Here is a 23,055-nt window from a genome sequence, read left to right as displayed (position 1 = left end):
GCGCAAGCTGGTGATGAACCCGGATGAGATGAATGAGCCGAGTTACATTTTGGGTAGGCCCTGTTGCGATGTCGTGCAAGAGCTTGAGGCGAGAAAATCCTGATTGAACGTCAGGGCTGTGAATAAACCTGAAGTCTGATGGGCTGAATGATGGTCTGAAAAATCAGCCCGGCCATTGCCGATTTAAAATCAATGCCTTATCAGAAAAAATGGCGGACAGAGAGGGATTCGAACCCTCGATACGGTTGCCCGTATACACGCGTTCCAGGCGTGCGCCTTCAGCCACTCGGCCACCTGTCCGTACCAAGCGGTGCTGCCGCCTGAGTGCCGCGCAATATACCCATGCCCGCTTCAAGCGCAAGCACCTAAACAAGTTTTTTTCTTAGCCCGAACCGGTGGGGAAAACCCTGTGGCCGGAACCCGCCCGCAGGGTTGAAATCTGCGCAAAAACGCCGACATCACCCAAATGTGTTAGACGTCAATTCTTGATCAGGGATTTTTAGATATTAAAGTGAAGAGGCAAGAGGTTTTGCAAGTTTTGCCACGAAACCTCATGCCTACCTCGACATAAATACGAATAACCTAGACCTTTTACGGCTATCGGTGTGCTATGATCAGTGTTTTAAAATTTATATTCAGAGTATTGGGCTGCGCCTGTGTTGCCATCGCCATTGTCGCAGGCATTTCAGACGCCAGTACATCTATTGCGCGATCTGAAATCAGCCTTATGCCTTTGGGGCAAGTCTGGTTCACTCATTCGCCCGACACGCTCAATCTGGTGCAGGCGGCAATCCAGCGTCACGTGCATCCAGGTCTTTGGGACCCGGGAATCCAGACGGTGTTGACCTGGCCGGTCTGGGCGGTATTTGCACCGCTGGGCCTGTTATTGTTATGGATGGGTGCCAAGCGCAGCCGCCAACGTCCGTCCTTTGCCTGATCCGGTTCGCGTCTAAACCAAGCGCCCGGCGCTGGGCCTGAAGTGCCGGTGCCGGTGGGTGTCAGACCAGACGTCGCGGGGCGGGGTCCTGTGATGCAGGGACAGGCCACGCGCTAGAGATTTCGTGGAACGGGAGTTTCTCATGTCCTTCATGACCATGCTGACCAAAAAATTCGCCATGCCTGACCCGGCCGAGGCCTTGCCCGGGCGGGCCGATGCAATTGAGCCCTCAGAAGCGCATTTCGTGAATGGTCACAGCCTGACAGGCCCCTATCCGGACGGCACGAAAACGGTCCTGCTCGGCATGGGCTGTTTCTGGGGGGCGGAGCGGATCTTCTGGCAGCTGCCGGGGGTTCACGCCACCGCCGTCGGCTATGCGGGCGGGTTCACGCCCAACCCGACCTATCACGAGACCTGTACCGGCCGCACCGGCCACACCGAAGCGGTTCTGGTCGTTTATGATCCGGAAACGGTCACGCTTGAGACCTTGCTGAAGGTCTTTTGGGAAAATCATGACCCCACCCAGGGCATGCGCCAGGGCAACGATACCGGCACGCAGTACCGCTCGGCCATCTATGTGGCGTCGGATGACGAGCTGGAGATCGCCGAGCGCTCGCGCGGCGCCTATCAGGACGCACTGAAAGGCGCGGGGATTGCCTCCACAATCACCACCGAGATCAAGGTGCTTGATCAGTTCTACTTTGCCGAGGACTATCACCAGCAGTATCTGGCCAAGAACCCGGGCGGCTATTGCGGTATTGGCGGCACCGGCGTGGCCTGTCCCGTGGGCCTCCATCAGGGCGCGTGAGCCAGCGCCGGGAGCGGGATTCTGGTCCTGACTGCGCATCCGGTCCGGTTGAGCGTCATCGGCCCGGGCCGCAAATTCCTTGCGTAAGATGCTAAGATCTGAAGCAGAGCCATCGGCAATATTTTCAATATAGCTACCACCATGAATTGTGGTTCGTGGCGACTTATACCTTTGTTTTCTATGAAAAAAAGTTCAAAAACAGTCCGGTCTGGAAGGTTTCCTTAAAGGTATTTGCGGATGGTCTTCACCAGTCAATTTGGTCGAAGGACAAGATTCGGTGACGCAATCGGCAAAGCGGTTTGCTGCCTTTTATTTCCTCGGCTGCTGTCTGCTCATGGTTTTCGCCAGCCTCGCGCCGCATAAGTCCGGGCTCGTGCTGGTGGTGTCGAAGCCGTGGGGAGATCCGGCAGCGGAGGTGATTTCGCGCGCAGGCGGCCGGATTGTTTTCATTGAAGGCACAACGTGGCTGGCCGTTGCCGACGGAACGGATCAGGCCTTCGTCTCAAAACTCTATGCGGCCGGGGCGGGATTTGTTGCCTCGTCGCTCATTGCTCAAGCCTGTGCCCGCCTGAACGGGATTTCCTTGGAGAGAACACTATGACCGACCCTGCCGTTGTACTATCGGGTCTCGACAGTTTGCGGGAACGCTTCTCAAGGCTGGTGATCCATTTCACCTGGTTCAATGTCTTCCTGGTCATGGCCACGGCCTGGCTCGTGGGAACCGTGTCGCTGGTGGTTGTGTGCGGTGCGGCCCTGCTTCTGGGGGCCGCGGCAACGGCCGTCTGGCTGAAGTGCGGTGCGGGCGTGGAAACGAGGCTTGCAACGGCCATGTCGCTTGCCGGGCTTGTCGCGCTTTTCGTCGCCGCGCTGTCGGCGAATGATCCGGCTGCGTCCTACCAGCTTGACGGTCATATGTATTTCTTTGCGGTTCTGGCGGTGCTGGCATGCTGGGTCGACTGGCGTGCGCTGGCCGCTTACGTAGGTGTTGTTGCCGTCCACCATCTGGTCCTGAATTTCCTGCTCCCGGCGGCGGTGTTCCCCGGTGGCACCGATTTGGGCCGTGTTGTCTTTCATGCGGCGATCCTGATTGCCGAATTCGGAGCCTTGTGGTGGCTCACCGGGTGCCTGTCGGCCGCATTCCAGCAGTCGGAAAGTGCGCGCGAAGAGGCTGAGGAAGCCATCGTGAATAGCCAGCGTCTTCAGGACGAGAAACAGCAGGCCGGTGATCTGGAGCGCCAGCGTCAGGACCAGGTGAATGACCGGATCCGCGTGTTCCAGGCAGATATTTCGGGCAAGCTGAACAGTGTCGAGGCGAAGATTGACGAGTTGCGGACATCGGCGGCGGATTTGAGTTCCGAGGCAGGGTCGACGGCAGACCGCGCTGCCTCCGTTTCGGATGCGTCCGAGACCGCCTCCGCGAATGTTCAGATGGTGGCTTCAGCGTCTGAAGAGCTGTCGTCTTCCATCGCCGAGATTTCACGTCAGGTGGACCAGACCAAGGGGATTGTCGTCAAGGCGACCGACAATGCCCAAACTTCCAACCAGAAAGTCGAGGGGCTGGCCGAGGCGGCCAACCGGATCGGCGAGGTTGTCACGCTTATCCAGGCGATTGCGGAACAGACAAACCTGCTGGCGCTGAATGCGACCATCGAGGCCGCCCGCGCCGGTGAGGCCGGCAAGGGCTTTGCCGTTGTGGCGGCCGAGGTGAAGGAACTTGCCACGCAGACATCGAAGGCGACCGAGGAAATCGGCGCCCAGATCGCGGCCATCCAGGCGGAAACGAAGGATGCCGTGGAGTCGATCGGTGTCATTGCGGCCAATATGGACGAGGTGAACAGCTATACAGCCGCCATCGCCGCTGCCGTTGACGAACAGGGCTCGGCGACGCAGGAAATCTCGCGCAATGTCGCCGAGGCCGCTGACGGCACGGGCCGGGTTGCCAGCAATATCGGCAGTGTCCGCGAATCCGCCGAACGCACCGGCGTGTCAGTGTCCTCCATGGTCGAGGCGTCCCAAGCCCTTGAAAGCGAAGCGGACGACATGCGCCATGCGATTGATACTTTCTTGAAGGATGTATCTGCCGCGTAAGCTAAAGGCCCAAGGATCCCCAAGCGGCTGGCCGCCCAAACCTGATCGATTGTCGGGTGGCCGGACCTCTTTGGGCGTCTGCCCCGGAACGCCCGGCACGTTCGGCGCGTCCGTGACAAATCCTAGAGGCCGACCTTGCCCTGAAAACTGCCATTCGTTGCACGGCAAGTGTAAGTTTTATAGGGGAGGGAAGCGGACTTTTGTTGCGGACGGAACGAAGGTCAGCTCAGCGGACGAACTAGCTTTTCGCCAATGTGTTTAGGTGCGCTATTTGCCTTGCCTTCTGCGCGCTATGGTAGCTGCCTCTACCGTTAGCCATATTGATGCGACACCAACGGCGATCGGCGCTGTCAGTATCATGAACCATCCCGAGGACGACATCCACTGAAGTAACCCGCTGACGTCCCCAAATGGAGTTGAACAAGGGGTCAGTATGCCATGGAGCGTGTCGCAACCAAGGACTTGTGCGGTCCAGTCAGAAGCGTAAGGAACGATTGCGGGGAGGCAGCCCAAAAGGACGGCACACGCGGTACTCCATCTAAGGGTCTTCATGCTCGCCGGGCTTAGATCCTTGGCACTCAAAAACTGATCTCCATGACAACGCTGAACGACTGAGGATCACAACGGGCCAAGACGCATCAGGCCGTTCTCACATGCCGGTTGGCGAGCCAGGCGTTGACCACCTCAAGGACCTGTGGGTGAGCGCCGCCGCTGTAGCTGTATGGAGTCAGCGGTATCGTGGAGCCATCTGCCATATGAAACCTGAGCCGACCAGCGTCTTCACCCATCTGGACCCTAAGTTCGACAACATCGTCCAGACGCGCCGAGCGGGTCTTCTCGCTGAACAACCGCGCCCAGTGCACACAAGCCTCCCCGGCAGAGTTGTCAAGCGTTACTGTTACTCTAGCGCTCATGACCCAAAACCACGCCCCACCCGAAAGAAACAGGGCGAAAAAGCAAAAGCGAACCCAGGCCGGAGCATCTAGCCCGTCTCCGAAGAAGAGAACGCCAAACCCGACGGCAACTACCACAGAGAAGATTGACCGATCAACGACGCTATCGCGGTTAATCACCAAGCGGTCACGAGTACGCTCCCTGATCTGCATAGCTGGCACAATCTCCTTACGATCAAGCATAGGCAAGCTGCTTCACCGCAGATACTAGGACATAAATTGCGCTTGAGCGAGACGGCATAATCCTGACCCTGCGCAGCGGAGCTCGATCAATTGTGTCCCCGGAGTCGCCACGAGGTAGGGCGTATCCGCTTTGGGCTCATTCCGGGCATTCGCGGCGCTGTGAGCGAAAGCCTGCTCGGGGCCGCGAAGCGCGAGCGAGCCTACCCGCGCAGAAGCCTGCTTCGCTGCACGCCGGAGCGGTTTTACTTGCACCCCGCTGCGGTCAGGGTCGGGGCTTAACCCGGTCTTTTTTGTTTTTTGAGGCCGGTTGCTTGACGATCTGTCGCATCGGTGCCATGTGCCGCTCCTTGTGAGCCACTGGACCTGCTTGCAATTTGGCACGATAAGGACCAGTAATCACGACCTGCTTTGGAGTTGGCATCACCCGATGGCTGAGGGCGCGTTGAAAACCGGTACCGTATTGCTGCTGGACGTCTTGAAACAGCAATCCGCCTTGCTTTTCAAGGATCCTGTCGAGACCGTCACCTGTACGTCTTTGGAGGATGTTGCAGGGTGCCTTAAAAAGCTGGAAGACGCACAGCGCAGCGGCCTGCATGCGGCCGGGTATCTTGCCTATGAACTCGGGTTTGCGTTCGAGCCGAAACTGAAGAAGCGTTTTCAAAACACCGGTGAGCCGCTCTTGTGGTTCGGCCTTTATGAAGCCCCGGAAACTCTGTCGGTCCAGGAAGCCAAACAGCTGCTGGGCGAAGGGGCTGTGGAGCCGGCAAAGCTTTCCGCGCCGCAATTCGACATGGACCGCGAGGCCTACCGGACCGCGTTTGAGGCCGCGCAGGACCATTTGGCCAAGGGCGATATCTACCAGGTCAACCTGACCATGCGTGCCGCATTCGGGTATGCCGGTGATCCGGAAGCCCTGTTTCTGGATTTGATCCGGCGGCAACCGGTGGAATTTGCCGCCTACATCCAAATGGAAGACCGGACGATCCTGTCATTGTCCCCGGAGCTGTTCCTTGAACGCCAGGGCACGGTGCTCAGGACCAAGCCAATGAAGGGAACGGCGCCGCGCGGACGCTACGCGTCCGAGGCCAACCGGATTTCGCGCGAGCTGGCCCGTGATCCAAAGCAGCGGTCGGAAAACACCATGATCGTTGATTTGATGCGGAACGATCTTTCAACGATTGCAGAGCCTGGAACCGTAACCGTCCCCGCATTGTGCGAAGTGGAACGGTACCAAAGCCTCCATCAGATGACGACGACGGTTGAGGGAATTGTGCCGCGAACGGCCGGCTTTGCGGCGATCATCCGCAACCTGTTTCCGTGCGGATCCATCACCGGAGCCCCGAAACTCTCCGCGATGATGATTGCAGATACGCTGGAAACCGGTTCGCGCGGTGTTTACACCGGCTCCATCGGGCATTTGAAGCCGGGCGGCGACTTCCGGCTGAATGTGGCGATCCGCACCGCCGTGCTTGGCCGCGATGGACGCGGCGTGATCGGGACCGGCTCCGGTGTTGTCTTCGATTCAGGGGCCGCGCCCGAATATGACGAATGTGTTCTCAAGCTCCGGTTTCTGACGGATCCTGTTCCCGAATTCGATCTGATCGAGACGATGGCCTACGACCCCAATGAGGGCTACCTGCTGCTGGACCGGCATATGCAGCGGTTGCAGGCCTCGGCGGCCTATTTCGGATTTTCCTTTAATGCGGATGCCATCGTATCAAGCCTGTCTGCGCATGGCCGTACCTTCCACAAGCCCAAGCGGGTCAGGATGCTGCTCGGGCCGGACGGCGATGTTTCCATCACGGCAACGGATCTGACACCGGTCGACAGGTCGACCGTCTACAATATTGTTCTGGCCAGTGAGCGGACCGATCCAAGGGATCGTTTCCTTTATCACAAGACGACGAACCGGGCGTTTTATGATGACACCCGGATACGCTATCAGGCGGAAACCGGGTGCCAGGAAGTCCTGTTTGAAAACACCCTCGGGTATTTGACTGAGGGAAGCTACATGACGCTGTTCTTGAAGCGGAACGGCGTCTTGCTGACACCGGCCTTGCGGCATGGCGTTCTGCCGGGCACCTTACGGGCGGGATTGCTTGAAAACGGCCTTGCCCATGAAGCGGACCTGACACGGGAAGATCTTTTGTCAGCCGATCAGATTTATGTCGGAAACTCGGTCCGGGGTCTGGTGCGCGGACGGTTGCTCGCAGCGCAACAGGAAGCGCAGCCCGAGCTTGCCGAGGCAGAGGACCTGCAGAGCAAAAGCCGCGTCGGATAGATCTGCGGCCGGTCAGCCGTCTACAAACGCCCGTTCAAAGCGGCTCTCGAGCAGACGCGGGTTACCGCTCTGCGCTGTCCCAAGGCACGACCGTCAGCTCCGGCCAGTTCTGCTGCATGCGCGCGCCTTTTTCCGTGTAGGTCTCCGCATTCTGGATCGTATAATTCGGCACCAGGCGCATGGCGAAGATATTGGCCAGGCCGAACGGCGCATGGATCGCGATGTCCCCGGTCTTTGTCAGCTTGGCCGCAACGGCATGCGTTCTGGCAGCATAGGTTGTCAGCGAATCCATGGCGCAGTCGAGCGGACGGTACGGACGGCCGAATCTTTGCTGATACCAAAGATGGACCCGTGCCTGGTTGCGGACTTCGAGCAGCCCTGAAAGATCGGGCAGGGCTGCATTGACCTGCTGGATCACCGCGTCCTCGGCCTCATAGGACAGATCCGTGCCATCGAAATAGATGATGTCGAAATCCTTGATGCCGTGCATGAGCGGCCGGTCCGTCATAAGGTTCCAGACGGTTTGATAGATGGCACCGGACACAATCCAGGCATCTGGAAGGCCAAGGTCGCGGACGGCTGAAAGGATGCGCATAAGGTGCGGGACTTGCCGGATCATGCCGGCCAGAACGTCGATACGTTCCTCTTCAGGCGCGGCCGCAGGCGTTCCAAGCCGGATATAATGTTGTGAAATCAATGTCATGAAACACTCTTCAGAACGGGCTTAAATAAAGGACAGCTCTTTCATAACGCGATTCGCCGCCGCATCATCACTGTCGCCCGGCCGGGCCGGACTGCTTGAGGACGGCCAGCATTGAGCTGTGCGCGGGGAAACAATAGGTCTTCATTTCCAATCGCTCCACGGGTTGACGTTACGTCCTGAAAGCCGATCCTTTCCAAGATAGAAAGACGAAAGGTGAGCGCACATGAAACCGTCGGCTACAAACACTGCCTTGCTAACCGCACTTGGCATTTTCTTGCCGCTCCTGATCGGATCGACCCTGGCCAATGCACAATCGGGACGGCCGGACACGCGCACAATGACGTGTTCCGCAGTCCAGTCCTTCATTCAGCAGCAGGGGGGCGTCGTCATGAGAACCGGTCAGAACACGTTTGACCGCTATGTCGCGAACAAGAATTTCTGTTACCGGCAGCAGTTCATTTACTGGGAGAGTGTTGCGTCCAAGGACAATGCCAAATGCCGGGTAAGGCGTTGCAGCGACACCAGTCCCTGGCTGTTCTACGACTGATCAGATTATCATACCTCACCGGAATGAATGCGAGACGGGGAACAGGACAATGCAGGTCAGACATATTGCGGTAGCGGTTTCCGTGCTGGTCTTTGCTGCCTTGAGCGGGACCGCCGGTGCACAATCGGGGCGGCCGGATACACGGACCATGACGTGCGATCAGGTTCGGGCGCTCATTCAAAGGAGCGGCGCCATTGTTCTGACGACCGGTCAGAACACTTTCGACCGCTATGCTTATAGCCGGGCTTCCTGCTTTTCTCCCCAGCAGGTTTTGAGGAATGACTGGGTCCAGACGAAAGACGTAAGCAAATGCTTCGTCAAACGCTGCGCTGACCCGCAGCGCTTCCCGAGGGATTGAGGGCGAGAGGTTCGCGAGGTCCCGAGCCCGCCAACCGGGTGTGCCGGATTACTGGTTCTGGCTATTCGAACCAAATGAACCAGTCACCAAGCTTACTTATTGGCTTTGAAACAGATTGCCTATTGCCTCGCAGCGCAGAGTAAAGCAATTGTGCTTTGTGGTGATTGTTCACTGCACCGAAATGTTTTCACAGTAGTCGTTAAGCCTGCAGTGGCAGTAAAAGCACAGGCCGCTTTACGCTCGGGAGTTTCTTTATGCGTGTTTTTAATACGAAAAAGCTGCGGTTCGCTGGCACGGACAGGATACTCCCGGTGGCGTTGGGATCGGCTTTGATCGTTGCGGCCATGCATCCGGCGGCAGCGCAAACGCGGCGTCCGCCATTGACCACCGAAATGACCTGCGGCCAGGCCCAGGAGTTGGTCGAGAGCGTTGGCGCGATCAACCTGCGCACCGGGCAGTTCCGCTTTGACCGGTATGTTGCCGGCCGGCAGAATTGCAGCTCGGCCTCGCGTATCGTCCGCGTGACGCCTGTGCCGACAAAAGACAGGCGTGATTGCCCTTTGAACGTATGTGTCGAACAACGCCTGAATAACAAATAAAAGAAAAGCGCGGCAGGACAGTCCTGCCGCGCCCTGGATACGCCAATCAGCCTCTCAGGCTGCCGCCTGTCGATTTTTCGACATTGGCAATCACCTTCTTCGCAACCGCGTCGATCTCTTCGTCCGTCAGCGTCTTCTGGCGCGGCTGCAGGATGACATCGATTGCCATGGACTTCTGTCCCTCCGGCACGCCTTGGCCTTCATAGATGTCGAACAGGGTCACATCTGCGATCAGGGTCTTTTCCGCTCCGCGTGCGGCCTTCAGCAGCTTGTCGGCCGTGACATCCTTGTCGACCAGGAACGCAAAGTCCCGGCGGACCGGCATCAGATCGGATGCATTCAGCGCGCCTTTCGAGCGGCCACCCTTTGATTTGGGCTCCGGCAGCGCATCGAGGAAAATCTCGAACGCGGCCAGCGGCCCCTCAATGTCGAGTTCGGCCAGCGTCCTTGGATGAAGTTCGCCAAAGACAGCCAGAATGGTTTTCGGGCCCAGCCGCAAGGAACCGGATCGTCCCGGGTGGAACGTGTCCGGTGCTTCTGTGAACACTTGCAGCTTTTCAACCGGGGCGCCAATGGCAGCAAGCGCGGCTTCGGCGTCAGCTTTCACGTCATAGACATCGACCGTTTGGGACGAGCCGGACCAGTGACGGCCCGCACCGGCCAGCTTGGCCGTACCGCGGCGGACACCGGCGGCCACCATCTTTTGCCCATCCGGCTTATCGTTCTGGAAAACCTGGCCGATCTCAAACAGGGCCACATCGCCAAAGCCGCGATCCGCATTCCGCTGGGCCGCCGTCAGCAGTCCCGGCAAAAGGCTTGGCCGCATGTCGGACATGTCCGAGGAAATCGGGTTGGCCAGCGCCAGCTCGGCCGCACCGCCGCCGAACCGTTCCGCCTGAGATTTCGGGATGAACGACCAGGTTACGGCCTCATTGAGGCCGCGCGCGGCCAACGCCCGGCGTGTTTTGCTGCGCCGGACCTGGCTGGTGGTCAGAACCTTCCGGTTGACGTTGCCCATCCGCGGGAGCGGCGTTGACGGGACGCGGTCGAGACCCAGGATCCGCACGACTTCTTCCACCAGATCCGCCTTGCCCTCGATGTCCGGGCGCCAGCTTGGCGCGGCGACCTTTACGTCCGCTCCCGATCCCGACAGCCAGAAGCCGAGGGATTTCAGGGTGACATTTGCCTCAGCCGGGCTCACATCGATCCCGGATAGGCGTTTGATCTCGGAATAGGGGAATTCGATGATGTTGGAGCTGTCGGGAATATCGCCGGTCCGGGTTGCCTCAGACGGCGTTCCGCCGCACAGGTCGAGAACCATGCGCGTGGCATATTCAAGGCCGGGCATCATGTAGTCGGGATCGACACCGCGCTCGAACCGGTAGCGCGCATCGGTGTTGACGCCGAGCTTGCGGCCGGTTGCGGCAATGCCGTCCTCGTCCCAAAGTGCGGATTCAATCAGAACATTTACGGTGTCCTCGGTACAGCCGGACGGCTCCCCGCCCAGGATCCCGCCAAGGCTCTCCACGCCGTTGTCATCGGAGATGACGCAGACGGACGAGTCGACCTCATAGGATTTTCCGTTGAGGCCATCAATGCGCTCACCGTCCTTGCCTCTGCGGACCACCAGGTTGCCATGGACCTTGTCCGCATCGAACACGTGAAGGGGACGGCCCTGGTCGAACGTGATGTAGTTTGTAATGTCGACAAGGGTATTGATCGGGCGCAGGCCAATTGCCGTCAGGCGGTCCTGCAGCCATTTCGGCGACGGACCGTTCTTGACACCCTTGACCATGCGCAGACCGAACGACTTGCACAGGGGCTTCGTGTCACCGAACTCGAGCGCAACAGTGACCGGGCAAGGATAGTCGCCGCGGATCTGCTCATGCGAGCGTTCCTTGAGCTTGCCGAGCCCGGCAGCTGCCAGATCGCGGGCAATGCCGTAGACGCCCGTGCAATCCGGGCGGTTCGGGGTCAGTCCGATTTCGATGACAGGTTCATCCAGCCCGGCCCAGGCAGCATAAGCCATGCCCACTGGCGCGTCTTCGGGAAGATCGATAATGCCGTCATGTTCGTCCGACAATTCCAGTTCCCGTTCAGAGCACATCATGCCGAAGCTCTCAACGTCGCGGATCTTGCCAACGGACAAGGTGATGTCGAGGCCGGGGACATAGTCGCCCGGCTTGCCAAGGACGCCCACAAGCCCGGTGCGCGCGTTCGGAGCGCCGCAAACGACCTGAACCGGCTCGCCTTCGCCCGTGTCTACTTTGAGGACCTTGAGGCGGTCGGCATTCGGGTGCGGACCTGCCTCCAGAACCTTGGCGATCCGGAACGGCTTCAGCCGGTCTGCCTGGTTCGTGACCTCTTCGACTTCCAGGCCAATCATGGTGAGGCGGTCAACGATTTCCTCAAGGCTGGCGTCGGTTTCCAGATGCTCTTTCAGCCAGGAAAGGGTGAATTTCATATCAATATCTCTTTATCGGTCGGGCAGCACAGGGTGCTGAAAGTCGTTTGTGGGCCCGGTCAGTTTCCAAGCCGGTCCACTTCAGGAAGGAGTGTGGCAGCGCCATAATTGTTTGCGAACCGGCGGCCGATTTCCGCGAAATCCTTGGACCAGTCCGACACCATTTCGGGCGTGATCTGCTTGCCGGTGGAAATCGCCTGCGCGGCTTCCATCTCGACACGGTCGCGCAGAATGCCGATTTCCACCTGCGCGGCATATTCCGCGCGGTACTTGCCGAGCCAGCCCATGGCAACGATCACCACCATGACAAGGAGCGCGGCCGTGCTGGTCAGGCCCGCCCATTTCGCGGTGCCGCCGATGCGCCGGTCGCTGGCGATCAAAACGATGGATGCGATCGTCAGGAAGGCCACGATGTAGATCGCCTGCAGGAAGCTCTGGTATTTTTCGGCCGAGCTGGCTTCATGGGCCGCCCGCAGCCGGGTCAGACGGTCACGCAGGTAGAGAAGCGCATCCGCTTCCGTGCCCAGCTTTTCGCGGAAATACGTGTCGCAGAACCGGAGCCGGCCGCGATCCTCGATCTTGTCCGCACAGGCTTCCAGAAACGATGTCGGGGAAGAGACACGCGTATCCTGATCTGCCGTCTGCGCGGCAGCTGGCAGGAGTGCTGCAAGGATAAGTCCTGCGGCAAGAACGAGACGGGTCACATATGACATGGCTGAAGCGCCCCCAATGAGTGTCGATAGGATTAGCCGGACAGACCGCCGAACAGCGTCGGCAGATCGAGCGGGCGGAAACCGTAGTGACGGATCCAGCGCATGTCGGCGTCAAAGAAGGCGCGCAGGTCCGGCATCCCGTATTTGAGCATGGCGATCCGGTCGATGCCCATACCCCAGGCAAAACCCTGGTAGACATCCGGATCAAGTCCGCAATTGCGGATCACATTCGGGTGCACCATCCCGCATCCCAGGATCTCCAGCCAGTCGTCTCCCTGACCGATTTTCACTTCGCCGCCGGAGCGGTCGCACTGGATATCGACTTCCATCGACGGTTCGGTGAACGGGAAGAAGCTCGGGCGGAACCGCATCTTGATGTCGTCGACCTCGAAGAACGCCTTGCAGAACTCTTCCAGGATCCACTTCAGATGGCCGAAATGGCTTTCCTTGTCGATCACGAGGCCTTCCACCTGGTGGAACATTGGCGTGTGTGTCTGGTCGCTGTCACAGCGGTAGGTCCGGCCCGGGATGATCACGCGGATCGGCGGTTCCTGATCGCGCATGGTGCGGATCTGCACCGGCGATGTGTGGGTGCGCAGCAGCAGCCGTTCGCCATCTTCCTTTTCGTTGAAGAAGAAGGTGTCATGCATTTCCCGCGCCGGGTGGCCTTCGGGGAAGTTCAGGGCCGTGAAGTTCAGGTCGTCTGTTTCGATATCCGGACCTTCGGCAATCGAAAATCCCATATCGGCGAAAATCGCGGTCAGCTCGTCAATCACCTGGCTCACCGGGTGGATACGGCCGGTCTCTGAAGGCGCAGCGCGCAAGGGCAGGGTAACATCCACCGTCTCGCTGGCCAGCCGGGCTTCCAGCGCTGCGTCGGCCAGCACGGTCTTGCGCGCAGAAATGGCATCCGTGATCTTGGCTTTCAGGCCGTTCAGGGCCGGGCCCATGACCTGACGCTCCTCGGGAGACATCTTGCCGAGGGTTTTCATCTGTTCGGAAATCTTGCCCTTCTTGCCAAGAGCATGGACCCTGATGTCTTCCAGTGCGGCTTCACTGTCGGCGTTTTCAATGGACGTCAGGAGTTCGGATTCTAGTGTGTCGAGATTGGACATGCGTGCTCAGGTACCGGTTCGCGCGCGACGCGCGGTTTCATCGAAACGAAAAAGTCGGGGTCTTTTAGCGAATAATGCCGCTGATGGCCACGGCCTCAAGCGCATTATTGCAAAGGGCTTTGTGCTTTAGGGCCGGGGCGGACGCGTCAGTTGGAAAAAGGCATAAATCGGCCGCAAGCCGGGCCATGCCGCATCACGGCAAATGCACGCAGCGCAGCTCCGGTCCCGTGACCGGATGTATGAGCGCCAAAAGCGCGAATGGACCGCAAAATCAACATGCGGTGAGATTACCCATTGGCCAGCGCATTACAAGCGGATTAGCGGGTCTCGTCACCTCAGTTTTGCGGTTCTCGTCATCTCAAGTGTGTAACGGCTTTCAATTCCGCCGCACTTGATCGGCTGCACCGGCGATTGTTACCCCGGTGCCACATCAGCCCCCTTGGGGCGGCCGATGGAGTTCTGCAGCTCCTCCCGCAGCCAGTCGCCGAATGCCGCCTTGGCCTTTGTGCGCGGCGCGGATGTCCCGCTGATCAGCCAATAGCCCAGTCCGGTCGCCGGGCGTTCCGGAAACGGGGAAACAACCTGCCCGGACTTGACGGCATAAACGGCAAGGGTTTCCCAGGCCAGAAAAACGCCCTGGCCGGCAATCGCCGCATCCAGGCACAAGGAGCCGTCGGAAAATGTCGGGCCGTCCTGAAGGATGCTCTCATCGAGGCCGAACAGTGACAGCCAGGCGTTCCAGGTGAACATCTGGCCCGGATCCCGGATAATCGGCAGTTTGCCGATATCTGCGGGTTCACGGATTTCAGCGGCAAGTTTTGGGCTGCATACGGGAAAGACCCGCTGATTGAGCAGTTTTTCGGCATTCAGACCGGGATACGGGCCGCGCCCGACACGGATACACAGGTCGACATCGCTCGTGTCCGGATCCACCAGGTCGATGGTCGCTTCCACGCGCACGCGGATGCCCGGATGTTTCTTGTTGAAGGCCTTCAGGTGCCAGACCAGCCATTTGCCCGCGAAAACCGGCGCGACGGAAATGGTCAGGGCATCTTCGCGGCCCCGCCGGGTTGTTGCGATTGCAGCGGCAAGCGACGACATGGCGGATGTCAGATGCGGTTGCATGCCGAGCATGTGGGCGGTTGGAAGAACGGCACGGTTCTGGCGCTCGAAAAGTTGAACGCCCAGCTGATCCTCGGTCTTTTGAACCTGCTGGCTGACAGCGCCCACCGTCACGCCAAGCTCTTCCGCAGCGGCCTTGATGGAGCCGAGCCGGGCCACGGCCTCAACGGCGCGCAGGCCCGACAAGTGAAACTGGTTGAGGTTCTTCATTTTAGTTTTTCTAAATCAAAATGCAGAAGAAGTCGATTTTTTTCAAGAGAACGCGGGGGTATATAAGGGACACGCTAAATTCAAAAAAAGGAATTTGGCCATGACAACAAAAATAAAAAGGAGACTAAACGTCATGATGAAATTGTTTATGCGCAGAACCTTCCGCAGCCAAACGGCCTATGACCGGACAGATCCAATGTCCCACCCGGCCATCCAGCGGATGAGTGCACGTGAGCTGGCGGACCTTCCGCTGAGCCGCCGCTAAGGCCAAGACCGGCCGGACGCGGCAGAGCGTCTATCAGAAAACGGCGTCCGGACGGTCAAGTCCGGCGCCGTTTCTGTTTCCGGACATTCAAACATGGTGCCGATCACCAAATCGGGAACTGCCCGCCACCAAAAAAACTTGAGAAATCTTATCCTCACCCCTCCTGACAGGGCTTAGACTGACGTCGTTCTTTTCACGCGGGGCCGAGATCGGACCGTCCGTTCGCGGTGACAAGAACCGGAGACGGACAGCAGATCCGGCGGCATAACGGAGCGCCGGTCAAGCTGGAAGCGGACAGCCGGTCACGGCCGTCACAAGCCTGGAACGGGTGACAGACGTTCAAGGTTTGCTGGCGGGTTGGCACCGGACCGGAAGACGTCCTTTTTAGAAGGACAGCAAGACCGCTTTTCGGGACACCGTCTTTGGGCAGGCGCGGCGCCTTGCCATTCACTCCCACCTTTTTCGCCCGGCAAGACCGGCGCGCCTGCCACCCCGCTTACCCAGCGGGCCAAAACATGAAGCAAAACGCCGGAGGCAAGCCTCGCGGCGCAATTCGGCGTGTTTAGAAGAGCCCCACACCCTCCGCTGTCGTCCCGCATCAAGTGCGGGATGACGGAGGGTGTCGAAGTTTGGCAAGTCTTTGCGCCTTGCGCTCCCTCTCCCCCTCAAGGGGGGAGAAGGGAACAAGCGGCAGCCTTCGTTTCATGCCCGAAGAGCCAGCAAGTTGGAGATCTCGATCGGGGGCAATGAGATGCAAAAGAGCTCGAGACCCCAACCAGACAGCTGTGGATCGTGCCAGGGGAGGACGGAGCGCGAGGAGAAGCGCGTTCCCGACCGTCCAGTCGGCGTCGTCCCGGGCGGGCATTGCGAGACCCTGGACCCATTCGCGGGGCGGCTTGCTGAAACGGTTGGTCTTGACTGTTCCGGCGGCTATGGTCGTCGGATAACTGGCGTTCTGGGAACGAGTGGGTCCCGGCTCTGCGCTGCGCTTGGCCGGGATGACGCGGAATGGCCGCGCAGCAAGCCTTACGCAAAGTAATGGCGCTGCAGGCCTCACCCTCGCGCGAGTTCGAAGCGCGCAAAGGTCTGCCGGACCTTTGCGTCAGGCAGAGCCTGACCGCTTCTCACTCATCCATCTTGAGGGCCTGTATGAAGGCCTCTTGCGGGATTTCCACCTTGCCGAATTGGCGCATTTTCTTCTTGCCCGCCTTCTGCTTTTCTAGAAGCTTCCGCTTCCGCGTCGCATCGCCGCCGTAACACTTTGCGGTCACGTCCTTGCGAAGCGCAGAAAGCGTTTCACGGGCAATCACTTTGCCGCCAATCGCCGCCTGGATAGGGATCTTGAACATGTGCCGCGGGATCAGCTCTTTCAGCTTCTCCACCATGGCCCGGCCCCGGCGCTCCGCCTGGCTGCGGTGCACCAGAACGGACAATGCATCGACCGGTTCCTCGTTGACGAGGATCGACATCTTGACCAGATCGCCAGCGCGGTAGTCCGAGATCTGATAGTCGAAGGACGCGTAGCCCTTTGAGATCGATTTCAGCCGGTCATAAAAATCGAAGACGACTTCGTTGAGCGGCAGGTCATAGGCGACCAGCGCCCGGCTGCCGACATAGCTGAGATCCACCTGAATGCCGCGCCGTTCCTGGCATAGCTTCAAGATACCGCCGAGAAACTCGTCCGGCGTCATGATCGAGGCGCGGATCCACGGTTCGCGGATTTCGTCGATCTTGACCACATCAGGCATGTCCGCCGGATTGTGCAGGTCGATCTGCGTGCCGTCCGTCATGGTCATCTCGTAGACAACCGACGGGGCCGTTGCGATCAGATCGAGATTGAACTCGCGGGACAGGCGCTCCTGAATGATTTCAAGGTGCAGAAGACCCAAAAAGCCGCAGCGGAACCCGAAGCCAAGGGCGGCGGAGGTTTCCATCTCGTAGGAGAAGCTGGCGTCGTTGAGGCGCAGCTTGCCCATGGCAGCGCGCAGATCCTCAAAATCGTTGGCATCGACCGGGAACAGGCCGCAGAAAACAACTGGCTGTGCCGGCTTGAAGCCCGGAAGCGCTTCGGCGCAAGGCTTCTTTTCAAGGGTGATGGTATCGCCCACCCTTGTGTCCGCCACTTCCTTGATGGAGCCGGTGATCACGCCGATCTCGCCGGCTTTCAGTTCCTCGACCTGCATGAATTTCGGTGTCATGACGCCGACGCGGTCAACATCATAGGCGGCACCTGTGCCCATCATCTTGACCTTCTGGCCCTTTTTCAGGGAGCCGTTGATCACGCGCACCAGTACCATCACGCCAAGGTAGGTGTCGTACCAGCTGTCGACCAGCATGGCTTTCAGCGTGTCGTCCGGATCGCCTTCCGGGGCGGGCAGTTTCTCGACAATCGCTTCCAGAACCGTATCGACGCCAAGGCCGGTCTTGGCCGAAATCATGCAGGCTTCTGACGCATCGATCCCGATGACATCCTCGATCTGCTCGCGGATGCGGTCCGGTTCGGCGGCCGGAAGATCGACCTTGTTCAGAACGGGAACGATCTCATGGTCGTTGTCGATGGCCTGGTAGACGTTTGCCAATGTCTGCGCTTCCACGCCCTGGGACGCATCCACCACCAGAAGAGAGCCTTCACAGGCGGCAAGTGACCGGGACACTTCGTAGGCAAAATCCACGTGGCCAGGGGTATCGATCAGGTTCAGGATGTATTGCTGACCGTCCTTGGCGTTATAAACCAATCGGACTGTCTGGGCCTTGATCGTAATGCCGCGCTCGCGCTCGATGTCCATGCTGTCGAGCAGCTGCTCGGTCATTTCCCGGTCGGTCACGGTGCCGGTCATCTGGATCAGGCGGTCAGCCAGGGTCGACTTGCCGTGATCGATATGGGCCACGATCGAAAAGTTGCGGATGTTGGAAAGCGTCTTCTTCGTCATGGCGCCCGTTTACCACTGGATTTCAGTTTCTTCTAGTCAGAAAGCGGAGAATACTGCGGCTGATTAACGCTGTTTTTCATCAGCTAAGTCATTTGCCGCATTGCCGTCTCCAAGGGCAAAGGATAGGGCCGGTGGGCAATCATTCGAGAGGGAAACAGTCCGTGGAAATCCGCGATGCCGCCGCGCAGGATCTTCAAGCCCTGCTGGACCTGAAAAATCATGCCGTCCGCCACCTTGACGCCACATGGACCACGGTTCTGGAAACGCTGGAGAGCACGCAGCGCTGGCTGGAGGCGCAGAGGCAAGCGGAGCTGCCGGTCCTTGTGGCGTGCGATTCGCAAGGCGGGGTGATCGGTTATGGCAGTTATGGCCCCTACCGGCCGAAAAGCGGCTACCGTTTCACAATCTCGCACTCCGTTTATGTCCGCCCCGGTTGTCAGGGCGGCGGGGCCGGTTCGGCCTTGCTGCAAGCGCTGATCACGCGGGCAGAACGCGGCGGATATCATGTGATGGTCGCCGGGGTCGACGGCGGCAATGACGGGTCGATTGCCTTTCACCAAAAGCACGGGTTCGAGATTTCAGGACGTCTTCCCCAGGCGGGAACCAAGTTTGGCCGCTGGCTCGATCTTGTCCTCATGACGCGGGTTCTGAATGGGGACCCGCCGCCAGAGCATCCTGCAGTTAGGTAACCGCTGACACGCGGCATGGGGGCTACAGCCAGGATGCGAAAATGCGCCTCGGTCAAATGATTCAATATTATCGAGAGACGCGCTAGTTCGAGGTCAGCACTGTGCGGCAGTCTTGCGGCAAGGCGGCAAGCGCCATCGGCCGTTTCTTCACGACAGGGGCGTTCGGGTCGCGTGGCTTTTTCGGCACCCAGGGCTCGTCCGACAGCCAATAGGTCAGATGGCTTCCGCAACCATCTCCGGGCGGAGGCGGGTCCTGGTTCTTGCAGCCAACGCTTCCGCGCGGACAGGATAGCCGTACATGGAAATGGTAGTGGTGTCCCCACCAGGGACGGATCTTGCGCAGCCAGGACCGGTCGCTGCCGGTCTCAAACGCGCACAGCGCCTTCTTGATGGTGGGATTGACCAGGATACGGGCAACGCGCTTGTCCTGAGCCGCCCGCCTGATCAGCCGGGCATGGGTATCCGTCCACTTGTTGGGATCGACCCTGCGGTCGGCGCCCTTCACGTCCAGCGGGCCCTTGAGCATCGAGAGGAACTCCCACTCTTCCCGCTCCTGCTTTGTGAGCTGCCGGTCCGGCATTTCCCGCAGCCAGATATCCGCATCGAGGCCGATCTGATGGCTGGTGTGTCCGAAAGTCATGGGGCCACCACGCGGTTGTGACAGATCCCCCACCAGAAGGCCGCGCCACCCCAGACCGGGCGCGTCCGCGGCCAGGTCCTCCAGATAGTCGATCAGTTCCGGATGGCCCCAGTTCCGGTTTCTCGACAGGCGCATCACCTGCCAGTTCCGGCCATCGACCGGCAACGCCTTGCCACCGGCAAGACATCCCCTTGCATAGGACCCGATGGCGCGTGCCTTCAGCGGTGCCGGGCCGTCCACGTAGCCAAAGTAATCCCGCGCTGCCTGACTGGATCTGAGGACCAGCTTGGGGCGCTCGGGGACGTAGCCTTCCGGCACATCCCGCTTGCGGACGGGAACGGGAATGCCTGCAATTGTTTCAAGGCTGGGGGCATAGTCCGGAGCCTCCAGACCGCCAGGCTTGCTGGCTGGAACCGGAACTTGTGCGGCAGCCATAAGCGGAAGGGTTGCATTCATGGCCAGGCCAAGCGCAATCGCTGCGGTCCAGTGCCGCATCAAGCTGGCTTTTGTGTTCCTGTCGAAACCCGTCATTGGCCCCTGTTTGGTCAGTTGCCTGGGCGGGGCGCATTCAAAGGGTCGAACGCCCCGCATTCGTATCAGGCAGCATGCACCAATTCGCCGTCCGGCGCATCTGTTTCCGCATGATCCATATGGTCTTTCAACATGTCAGCCAGTGTATCCAGCATAACCGTATTGTCCCGGATCATCCGGTCGGCGGCCCCGTTCAGCAGGATCATGTTGCCCGGACGTGCATTGTCCATATCCTCGGACTCTGCCTCCAGAAGTCCGTCGATCCGGTGATAGGTGACATTTGGCAGGTCATTGAACAGACGCTTCGCCTGATAGGACGCTGTCTGTGCCTGTCCGTCTGCAAAGATCGAGAGGATCGGAACACCGTTGGAGGGCTGCATCCAGCCGAGCCCGCCCCAGCCCACGGCATCTTTGTAAGGAAAGGCGCGTTCTGGCGCATGACCAGTACCCAGAGACAGGATCACGATATCGTCCTGGTCCCAGCCAAGTTTTCCGGCCTCGAGATAAGCTGCCATCGCCGGGTCATTCATGAACACACCGCCGTCGATCATTGCCTCGTCGCGCTTGCGTGTCAGGTTCTCAATGCGGGCGGGCTCGAAATAGGAGGGTGCGGCCGTCGTCGCGCGGACCGCCTGCCAGAAGTAATAATCATCCGGGCGGCTGCCGTTTTCCTCAAGGCCATTGGTCATGAAAACCGCCTTCCGGTTTTCGATATCGTAGGCGGTCAGAACCAGCTTGGTCAGTCCGCTGGCCATGGACGTCCAGCCGAAGCGCTCCTTCAAGAGCCGTTCGAGCGGGCGGGCGTCGTAGCTTTCGTCAAACAGGCCGAGCGGGTTTGTCATGGCGCGGGCAAGCCGGGCCCCAATGGATTGCTTGAAAATCTCGCGCGCGTCCCGTTCATAAAACTCCCGCAATTCGGCGAGGGTTGCCGCGGCCTCTCCGCTGGTTCCGCCAGGGCGCGGGGCCGCAAGTCCGGCGGCAATCAGCCCGCCCGTAGACGTCCCGGCAATCAGGTCGAACACCTGGTGCAGCGGTTTGTCGACACCCCGGTTCAGAAGACGGCTTTCAAGGGTCTCCAGAATGCGCAACGGGATCAACCCACGGACACCGCCGCCATCGATGGAGAGAATGAAACGTTTCTTCTGAGCCATTTGAAATCCCCTGGTGTGCAAATCGTGACTGTCTGCAGCCGTCTTGGCGTTCTAACCTCAAACACCTGCAGTTATTTTCCAGATGGTTGCCGCCAATTGCGACACCTAAATGGCAATCGGGCTTCAGCGTCTGGAAAATCGTCCTAGCCTGACAATATCGTAAATGGTTTCTCCAGGCTTGCGCCACCACCCTGTCCCGCACGGTCTTGTGAAACCAGTTTAACATTTCGCCGGGTTCAGACTAGGATCTGAGCCGTAATCGAAGAACCTACAGGATTTTGAATGAACATTGAGCTTTTGCGCCGTCTTTGCGAAACACCAGGCGTTCCAGGACATGAGCACCGCATTCGCGAACTGATTGAAGCCGAGATCGAGGGACTGTTCGACGAAGTGTCGGTCGATCCCATGGGATCGTTGCTGTGCCGGCGCGACTCCAAGAAGAAGCCGAAGAAGGGCGCCCCGAAAAAGATCATGCTTTTGTGCCACATGGATGAGATCGGGTTTCTTGTCTCCCATGTCACCGAGAAGGGTTTTGTCCATGAGCAACCCGTCGGCGGGTTTGACGCGCGCAATCTGTTCTCCCGCCGTGTCCTGGTGTCGACCGATGAGGGCGACTTCAAGGGCGTGATGAATCCGGGCGGGAAACCGGTTCACATTTCATCTCCTGAAGAGCGTAAGAAAATCCCGGAGCCAAAGGATTTCGTGATCGATCTGGGGCTTGGCGAAAAAGCGAAAGAAGTCATCAAGGTCGGCGACATGGTCACCATGGACGAGCCGCTTCTTGAGATGGGCGACAAGATCGTCTCCAAGGCGCTCGACAACCGGATTGCCTGCTGGCTCGGGATCGAGGCCATCAAGGCGCTGGGCAAGGCCAAGCATGAATGCGAAATCCACGTTGCCTTTACCTGTCAGGAAGAAGTGGGCCTGCGCGGTGCGCGTACGGCGGCCTTTGCAATCAAGCCGGACATTGGCCTTGGCATTGACGTGACGCTAGCCTGTGACACGCCGGGCGTTCCCGAGCAGGACCGCACAACAGTTCAGGGCGAGGGGTTCGGCCTGCATGTGAAGGATTCAAGCTTCATTGCCGACCGGGGTCTTGTGAAGGAAATCGAGGCCCTGGCGGAAAAAGAGAAGATCCCGTTCCAGCGCACGATGCTGGCAGCGGGCGGTCAGGACGGGGCTGCGGCCCAGCAGGCGGCCGCAGGCGCAAAAGCGGTCGGGATCGTTGTCGGTACCCGCTACATTCATACGGTGACCGAGATGATCCACAAGTCAGACCTTCAGGCCGCACTGGACATTCTCGCGGCCTATTTGAAAAAGGCCTGACGTTTATGGGGGAAGGCCCGTCTTCCCCCGATCAATCCGTCCCCTCTTCCGTCCATCTGTGTCATCAACTCATGGCCTTGACATCGGCTGAAGGCGAAAGGAAAAGCCCAGGTCACCCTTGGCCGTTATCCCCGCCTTGAGCGGGGATCTATTCCATGAGCGTTCCATTCGATCAGCCCTACTTGGGGCGGGGGAACAGAATGGATCCCATGGTCAGGCCATGGGATGACTGAGCGCGGGGCGAAGCTGTGCCATTACCCCCCGCAGTTATCCCCCCGGATCTCGTGACATTGAGCAAGGAAAACCGATCCCCTGTGTCGCCCCGGACTTGATCCGGGGCCTACTCATGGTGCCCCTTGCCACAGCCATTGCCACTTTCCCGGCGGCCTGTCGCCGCGGGGGTAATCAGAGCGCTGCATGCGAGGCGAAGACCGGGTGGTGG

At 59.3% G+C, this 23,055-nt stretch carries 19 protein-coding genes and 1 tRNA gene; 10 read left to right on the top strand and 10 right to left on the bottom strand.

Features of this window, described 5'->3' with window-relative positions; all coding sequences use genetic code 11:
- Window positions 1-210: 210 nt before the first annotated feature.
- Window positions 211-300 (bottom strand) — tRNA-Ser (locus E1180_RS06455).
- A gap of 310 nt (window positions 301-610) precedes the next feature.
- Here E1180_RS06455 and E1180_RS06450 point away from each other — a divergent pair.
- The 4 genes from E1180_RS06450 (at window position 611) to E1180_RS06435 (ending at window position 3,833) form a co-directional block, all read left to right on the top strand.
- Window positions 611-937 carry a hypothetical protein gene (locus tag E1180_RS06450; protein ID WP_155190352.1) on the top strand — a complete coding sequence of 109 codons (327 nt, stop codon included), beginning with the start codon at window positions 611-613 and terminating at the stop codon, window positions 935-937.
- A gap of 151 nt (window positions 938-1,088) precedes the next feature.
- Window positions 1,089-1,745 carry a peptide-methionine (S)-S-oxide reductase MsrA gene (msrA, locus tag E1180_RS06445; protein WP_425280904.1) on the top strand — a complete coding sequence of 219 codons (657 nt, stop codon included), beginning with the start codon at window positions 1,089-1,091 and terminating at the stop codon, window positions 1,743-1,745.
- 277 nt (window positions 1,746-2,022) lie between these two features.
- Entirely contained in the window at window positions 2,023-2,346 is a 324-nt protein-coding gene (locus E1180_RS06440) for a hypothetical protein (protein WP_155190350.1), read from the top strand.
- Entirely contained in the window at window positions 2,343-3,833 is a 1,491-nt protein-coding gene (locus E1180_RS06435) for a methyl-accepting chemotaxis protein (protein ID WP_155190349.1), read from the top strand. Before E1180_RS06440 ends, E1180_RS06435 begins: the two co-directional genes overlap by 4 nt.
- Before the next feature lie 638 nt (window positions 3,834-4,471).
- On the opposite strand, the gene E1180_RS06430 is transcribed toward E1180_RS06435, so the two are convergent.
- Entirely contained in the window at window positions 4,472-4,747 is a 276-nt protein-coding gene (locus tag E1180_RS06430) for a hypothetical protein (RefSeq protein WP_155190348.1), read from the bottom strand.
- 649 nt (window positions 4,748-5,396) lie between these two features.
- Here E1180_RS06430 and pabB point away from each other — a divergent pair.
- Complete coding sequence (pabB, locus tag E1180_RS06425; RefSeq protein WP_155190347.1) at window positions 5,397-7,250, top strand: aminodeoxychorismate synthase component I; 1,854 nt, start codon at window positions 5,397-5,399, stop codon at window positions 7,248-7,250.
- 61 nt (window positions 7,251-7,311) lie between these two features.
- Here pabB and E1180_RS06420 read toward each other — a convergent pair whose 3' ends face one another.
- Window positions 7,312-7,953: a nucleotidyltransferase family protein gene (locus tag E1180_RS06420; protein ID WP_155190346.1), complete on the bottom strand. Its 642-nt coding sequence runs from the start codon at window positions 7,951-7,953 to the stop codon at window positions 7,312-7,314.
- Between the two features lie 223 nt (window positions 7,954-8,176).
- Between E1180_RS06420 and E1180_RS06415 the strand changes: the two genes are divergently transcribed.
- On the top strand, window positions 8,177-8,500 hold the full coding sequence (locus E1180_RS06415; RefSeq protein WP_155190345.1) for a hypothetical protein: 324 nt from the start codon (window positions 8,177-8,179) through the stop codon (window positions 8,498-8,500).
- Between the two features lie 612 nt (window positions 8,501-9,112).
- Window positions 9,113-9,457: a hypothetical protein gene (locus E1180_RS06410; protein ID WP_155190344.1), complete on the top strand. Its 345-nt coding sequence runs from the start codon at window positions 9,113-9,115 to the stop codon at window positions 9,455-9,457.
- Window positions 9,458-9,503: 46 nt separating this feature from the next.
- Here the strand turns inward: E1180_RS06410 and pheT are convergent, their stop codons facing one another.
- From pheT to E1180_RS06390, 4 genes are all read right to left on the bottom strand, one after another.
- The gene (gene pheT, locus E1180_RS06405; protein ID WP_155190343.1) at window positions 9,504-11,921 is read right to left on the bottom strand and encodes a phenylalanine--tRNA ligase subunit beta; all 2,418 of its coding nucleotides are present in this window, start codon (window positions 11,919-11,921) and stop codon (window positions 9,504-9,506) included.
- Between the two features lie 59 nt (window positions 11,922-11,980).
- The gene (locus tag E1180_RS06400; RefSeq protein ID WP_155190342.1) at window positions 11,981-12,634 is read right to left on the bottom strand and encodes a phenylalanyl-tRNA synthetase subunit alpha; all 654 of its coding nucleotides are present in this window, start codon (window positions 12,632-12,634) and stop codon (window positions 11,981-11,983) included.
- 32 nt (window positions 12,635-12,666) lie between these two features.
- Entirely contained in the window at window positions 12,667-13,749 is a 1,083-nt protein-coding gene (gene pheS, locus E1180_RS06395; RefSeq protein ID WP_155190341.1) for a phenylalanine--tRNA ligase subunit alpha, read from the bottom strand.
- Between the two features lie 414 nt (window positions 13,750-14,163).
- On the bottom strand, window positions 14,164-15,081 hold the full coding sequence (locus tag E1180_RS06390) for a LysR substrate-binding domain-containing protein (RefSeq protein WP_155190340.1): 918 nt from the start codon (window positions 15,079-15,081) through the stop codon (window positions 14,164-14,166).
- Between the two features lie 133 nt (window positions 15,082-15,214).
- Here E1180_RS06390 and E1180_RS22610 point away from each other — a divergent pair, with 133 nt between their 5' ends.
- Complete coding sequence (locus E1180_RS22610; protein ID WP_280115225.1) at window positions 15,215-15,346, top strand: hypothetical protein; 132 nt, start codon at window positions 15,215-15,217, stop codon at window positions 15,344-15,346.
- Window positions 15,347-16,470: 1,124 nt separating this feature from the next.
- Here the strand turns inward: E1180_RS22610 and lepA are convergent.
- On the bottom strand, window positions 16,471-18,276 hold the full coding sequence (gene lepA, locus E1180_RS06385) for a translation elongation factor 4 (protein WP_155190339.1): 1,806 nt from the start codon (window positions 18,274-18,276) through the stop codon (window positions 16,471-16,473).
- Window positions 18,277-18,437: 161 nt separating this feature from the next.
- Here lepA and E1180_RS06380 point away from each other — a divergent pair, with 161 nt between their 5' ends.
- Window positions 18,438-18,965, top strand: coding sequence for a GNAT family N-acetyltransferase (locus tag E1180_RS06380; RefSeq protein ID WP_283404494.1), 528 nt, complete (start codon window positions 18,438-18,440; stop codon window positions 18,963-18,965).
- 82 nt (window positions 18,966-19,047) lie between these two features.
- Here E1180_RS06380 and mepA read toward each other — a convergent pair whose 3' ends face one another.
- Both mepA and E1180_RS06370 read right to left on the bottom strand, forming a co-directional pair.
- Entirely contained in the window at window positions 19,048-20,136 is a 1,089-nt protein-coding gene (mepA, locus tag E1180_RS06375; protein WP_244313982.1) for a penicillin-insensitive murein endopeptidase, read from the bottom strand.
- Window positions 20,137-20,201: 65 nt separating this feature from the next.
- Window positions 20,202-21,287 (bottom strand): patatin-like phospholipase family protein, encoded by a 1,086-nt coding sequence (locus tag E1180_RS06370; RefSeq protein ID WP_155190337.1) that lies wholly within the window; start codon window positions 21,285-21,287, stop codon window positions 20,202-20,204.
- 282 nt (window positions 21,288-21,569) lie between these two features.
- Here E1180_RS06370 and E1180_RS06365 point away from each other — a divergent pair, with 282 nt between their 5' ends.
- Window positions 21,570-22,613, top strand: a complete 1,044-nt coding sequence (locus tag E1180_RS06365) for a M42 family metallopeptidase (protein WP_155190336.1) — start codon at window positions 21,570-21,572, stop codon at window positions 22,611-22,613.
- The last annotated feature ends 442 nt before the right edge of the window (window positions 22,614-23,055 follow it).

It is taken from the genome of Roseibium denhamense, assembly GCF_009711415.1.
Lineage (GTDB): Bacteria > Pseudomonadota > Alphaproteobacteria > Rhizobiales > Stappiaceae > Roseibium > Roseibium denhamense.
This window is presented reverse-complemented; position numbering and strand designations above follow the sequence as displayed.

Coding starts and splice junctions, on each gene's coding strand:
- E1180_RS06430 (WP_155190348.1), bottom strand. CDS start 4,747: ATGAGCGCTAGAGTAACAGTAACGCTTGACAACTCTGCCGGGGAGGCT.
- E1180_RS06390 (WP_155190340.1), bottom strand. CDS start 15,081: ATGAAGAACCTCAACCAGTTTCACTTGTCGGGCCTGCGCGCCGTTGAG.
- E1180_RS06420 (WP_155190346.1), bottom strand. CDS start 7,953: ATGACATTGATTTCACAACATTATATCCGGCTTGGAACGCCTGCGGCC.
- E1180_RS06365 (WP_155190336.1), top strand. CDS start 21,570: ATGAACATTGAGCTTTTGCGCCGTCTTTGCGAAACACCAGGCGTTCCA.
- E1180_RS06450 (WP_155190352.1), top strand. CDS start 611: ATGATCAGTGTTTTAAAATTTATATTCAGAGTATTGGGCTGCGCCTGT.
- pheS (WP_155190341.1), bottom strand. CDS start 13,749: ATGTCCAATCTCGACACACTAGAATCCGAACTCCTGACGTCCATTGAA.
- lepA (WP_155190339.1), bottom strand. CDS start 18,276: ATGACGAAGAAGACGCTTTCCAACATCCGCAACTTTTCGATCGTGGCC.
- E1180_RS22610 (WP_280115225.1), top strand. CDS start 15,215: ATGATGAAATTGTTTATGCGCAGAACCTTCCGCAGCCAAACGGCCTAT.
- pheT (WP_155190343.1), bottom strand. CDS start 11,921: ATGAAATTCACCCTTTCCTGGCTGAAAGAGCATCTGGAAACCGACGCC.
- E1180_RS06370 (WP_155190337.1), bottom strand. CDS start 21,287: ATGGCTCAGAAGAAACGTTTCATTCTCTCCATCGATGGCGGCGGTGTC.
- E1180_RS06410 (WP_155190344.1), top strand. CDS start 9,113: ATGCGTGTTTTTAATACGAAAAAGCTGCGGTTCGCTGGCACGGACAGG.
- pabB (WP_155190347.1), top strand. CDS start 5,397: ATGGCTGAGGGCGCGTTGAAAACCGGTACCGTATTGCTGCTGGACGTC.
- msrA (WP_425280904.1), top strand. CDS start 1,089: ATGACCATGCTGACCAAAAAATTCGCCATGCCTGACCCGGCCGAGGCC.
- E1180_RS06435 (WP_155190349.1), top strand. CDS start 2,343: ATGACCGACCCTGCCGTTGTACTATCGGGTCTCGACAGTTTGCGGGAA.
- E1180_RS06400 (WP_155190342.1), bottom strand. CDS start 12,634: ATGTCATATGTGACCCGTCTCGTTCTTGCCGCAGGACTTATCCTTGCA.
- mepA (WP_244313982.1), bottom strand. CDS start 20,136: ATGACGGGTTTCGACAGGAACACAAAAGCCAGCTTGATGCGGCACTGG.
- E1180_RS06415 (WP_155190345.1), top strand. CDS start 8,177: ATGAAACCGTCGGCTACAAACACTGCCTTGCTAACCGCACTTGGCATT.